3 protein-coding genes are annotated in these 3,155 nt (G+C 37.4%); 1 reads left to right on the forward strand and 2 read right to left on the reverse strand.

What is annotated here, in order from left to right; all coding sequences use genetic code 11:
- Positions 1 to 327: 327 nt before the first annotated feature.
- Positions 328 to 1,329: an aromatic ring-hydroxylating oxygenase subunit alpha gene (locus CDG77_RS34260; protein ID WP_094333573.1), complete on the reverse strand. Its 1,002-nt coding sequence runs from the start codon at positions 1,327 to 1,329 to the stop codon at positions 328 to 330.
- A gap of 77 nt (positions 1,330 to 1,406) precedes the next feature.
- Positions 1,407 to 2,000: an HD domain-containing protein gene (locus CDG77_RS34265; protein WP_094333574.1), complete on the reverse strand. Its 594-nt coding sequence runs from the start codon at positions 1,998 to 2,000 to the stop codon at positions 1,407 to 1,409.
- 695 nt (positions 2,001 to 2,695) lie between these two features.
- On the opposite strand from CDG77_RS34265, the gene CDG77_RS34270 reads away from it, so the two are divergent.
- Entirely contained in the window at positions 2,696 to 3,097 is a 402-nt protein-coding gene (locus CDG77_RS34270) for a hypothetical protein (protein ID WP_094333575.1), read from the forward strand.
- Positions 3,098 to 3,155 lie beyond the last annotated feature (58 nt).

Genomic DNA, 3,155 nt, shown 5'->3' on the forward strand with positions numbered 1-3,155 from the left:
CGCAAAGGACGCAAAGGGCACAAAGAAAGAAATAAGAAGCAAAGGAAATTTGGCGCAGCTTCACAAAGAAATGGTATAAGCGCCAACCACGATTAAATAACCATAAAATTGTTGTTGGTTAGTGATAATCTAACAGCCAGATAGATATTATGCAGCTTAAATGCCGATTAGCTTACTATTCTATAGGACTAATATTTGATTTTTGAAATACACGTAGGGTGTGTTATGCCGTAGGCTTAACGCACCACCCTTTATGTTTTGGTGCGTTACGGAAGCCGTAACACACCCTACACATACTTAGATTTTTTCAGAAATCAAATACTAGTCCTATATATCTCTATTTTTTGACCATCGAGACGGTTTTAGCTGGTTTACATACTCTATATATTGAGCTAATGGCCGATCGATACTAAGGAGCAACTTCGGATTAAAGCGAATATTGTCGTAAATCTTGCCATCTTCATCTCGGAGCATATAGTAAGCCAAGCGAGTACAGAATAGCAAAAACTGATTTAGCAGATATCCCACAATACCTTTACGTTTTTCAGTTACATAAATCGGTTGAATTCTGGTTCTTCCAGGGGCAATTGGAGTATAAGCATATATCATATATAGTGGGGGAAAAAGCCGGACATCTTTCATTATTGTTAATAAACCAATGCAACCATGAGCATAACGCATTGAATATTGATATGTAGAACCAAGAAATTTTTGACCTAATTGTTCTCTAAAGGTAGTTTGAGGAAATTTTCCCCGCATTGTAAAGTCAATTTGCGTGCCTAAGTCGCTACGATGTAGTGACAGATCCATTTTGATATCTAAATGATGAATTGTTTTTAAATGTTGAGCATCAATTCCATTCATCATACAAATATGATGATGGCAACTTCTTTCAAAAGCAATATCAGCTTGGGTAACAATTTCTTTAGTATTTAGCTCATCAAAATCAGCCACTTTCTCTGGTGCTTTAGTATCTGGATAAATCCAGATAAATCCATATTTTTCCTCTGTTGCATAAGCTTGTAATTTAGCTTGAGTAGGAATTTCTGATTGACAGGGTATATTTTGACAAATACCTGTTTCATCAAATGCCCAATGATGAAATTTACAACGAATCCAATTACCATCAACCTTTCCAATCCCTAAATCTGTACCCAAATGAGGGCAGTAAGCATCCAAAGCCCGCACTTGCCCATTTTCACCTCTAAAAATGGCAATTTTATGGCCACACAAGTCTACAGATTTTGCTGTTCTTTTTGGTATTTCATGACTAGAACAGGCAATATACCAACCCTTAGCAATTACATTCCAATTATTGAAGATTTGCATAATGGTTTGATAGATAATTATTTAATAGAATTAATTCTTGCGATCGATTTAAATTATCCTCTGCATCTGGAGTTTTTTTATTCTTGAGTAACTTGCTCTAAAAGTATAATTACTCTCTCTAATTCATTACTCAGAAAACTTGACTGATTTCCTTGATACACGGCTAATAAACTACGATAGTACCAGAGTGTTCCTTCCTTACCACCTTTGAATTTATTCCAAACAGCTTCTTTGTCTCGATACCAATCAGCTAAAATTGAACGGGCATTGTGCAATTTATCGGCTTGCGAAACTCGCCTGACTTCAGGGGAAGCATAGTGCATTCGCTCTATATATTCTTGTTTGCGTTCTTTCCAAGGGGGTTTGGGGATAACTTCTGATTCAGTACACCCATCAACAATGTTGACTACTTTTTCTCCAAATTTTTGACGAATTTCTTCACGAGTTTTTGCACCGCCTTGGTCTTCTATAGCATCATGAAGTAAAGCCGCGATCGCTTCATCTTCTGAGCCACCATCTTCTAAAACTAGTGCTGCTACACTTAACAGGTGACTAATATAAGGAATGTTACTGCATTTTCTCACTTGGTTAGCATGAAGACGAGTTGCATAGACTAAGGCTGACTCAAAGCGGGTAGTTAAATTGAGTTTTTCTAAGGTGTTTGAACTCATCTATCTATTTTCTCACGGTTATTTAGGCTAATCAAACTGGGATGTCTAGTCGCTAACATCACGACATTCATCCTTAACATCGCGATATCGATAAGTTATATCCCAATTTTCATCACAAACATCACGATTTTACTTATTGATATCCCGATATTCATCCTTAACATCGCGATCCTTATAAGCTATATCGCAACATCGATCGCTAATTTCACGATTTTACTTATTGATATTGCAATATTCATCCTTAACATCGCGACATTCATCGCTAATACCAATTCTGTATGAAGATGCGCTAAACCATGATTATAAGGGACTTCCAATTAAAAAAATATCCAATTTTGTAGGGTGCGTTAGCAACAGCGTAACGCACCGCCAGATATCTGGGTGCGTTACGGCTTTCGCCTAACACACCCTACTGTATATTTTATTTTTTGGAAGTCCCTAAGAAAGAAAAACGAACCGCAAAGAACACAAAGAAAGAAGTTAAAAGGGTTTGGCGCAGCCTCATAAAGAAATGGTATAACATTGAAGCGATCGCCAGCAACAAAACTAAGTATAACATCCTAAATCAGGAAAACTACTTAATTTAGTGAGCTAATCTTGTTTAAAAAAGTACATTTATTCGCTAATTTTACTGCACCAGAAAACAGCTTGAGGAAGTCAAAATAGGTTTTAATCTCTCCTTAAGGAATATATTTATGCCTCGTCAAAAACGTACATCCCGTGTTATCAAAAAAGCTGAATTCAGATTCGCCGGATTCAAAGCAATCGATCCAAATATGAATTTTGATGATTATTGTAATTTGGAAAGCCTGGCTCAATCAATTGAGCAGTTACACACTACGATTGATGCTTATAATGCTGCTCTAGCTATAGTTGACTCTTCTAAAACTAAAATTGATGAAATGGAAAAAAACTTGAGTAAGCTTTCAGACAAAATGCTGAAGGGAGTTGCTTTTAAGTATGGCACAGACAGCAGCGAATATGAAATAGCAGGTGGTGTTCGTGATAGCGATCGCATCCGCAAAAGCAGGTTGACTCGATTGAAAACTAGTGCGGGGCTAGCATCAGATCGAAATGCTATAGCGGTTCTCAGTTGAGTGAGGTACAAGAACCCCACCCCCAACCCCCTCCCCGCAAGCGATGAGGGGACTATGA

The sequence above is a fragment of the Nostoc sp. 'Peltigera membranacea cyanobiont' 213 genome (genome assembly GCF_002245975.1).
Classification (GTDB): domain Bacteria; phylum Cyanobacteriota; class Cyanobacteriia; order Cyanobacteriales; family Nostocaceae; genus Nostoc.

Excerpts from the sequence above, each read along its gene's own strand:
- CDG77_RS34270 (WP_094333575.1), top strand. The coding sequence starts at position 2,696 with ATGCCTCGTCAAAAACGTACATCCCGTGTTATCAAAAAAGCTGAATTC.
- CDG77_RS34265 (WP_094333574.1), bottom strand. The coding sequence starts at position 2,000 with ATGAGTTCAAACACCTTAGAAAAACTCAATTTAACTACCCGCTTTGAG.
- CDG77_RS34260 (WP_094333573.1), bottom strand. The coding sequence starts at position 1,329 with ATGCAAATCTTCAATAATTGGAATGTAATTGCTAAGGGTTGGTATATT.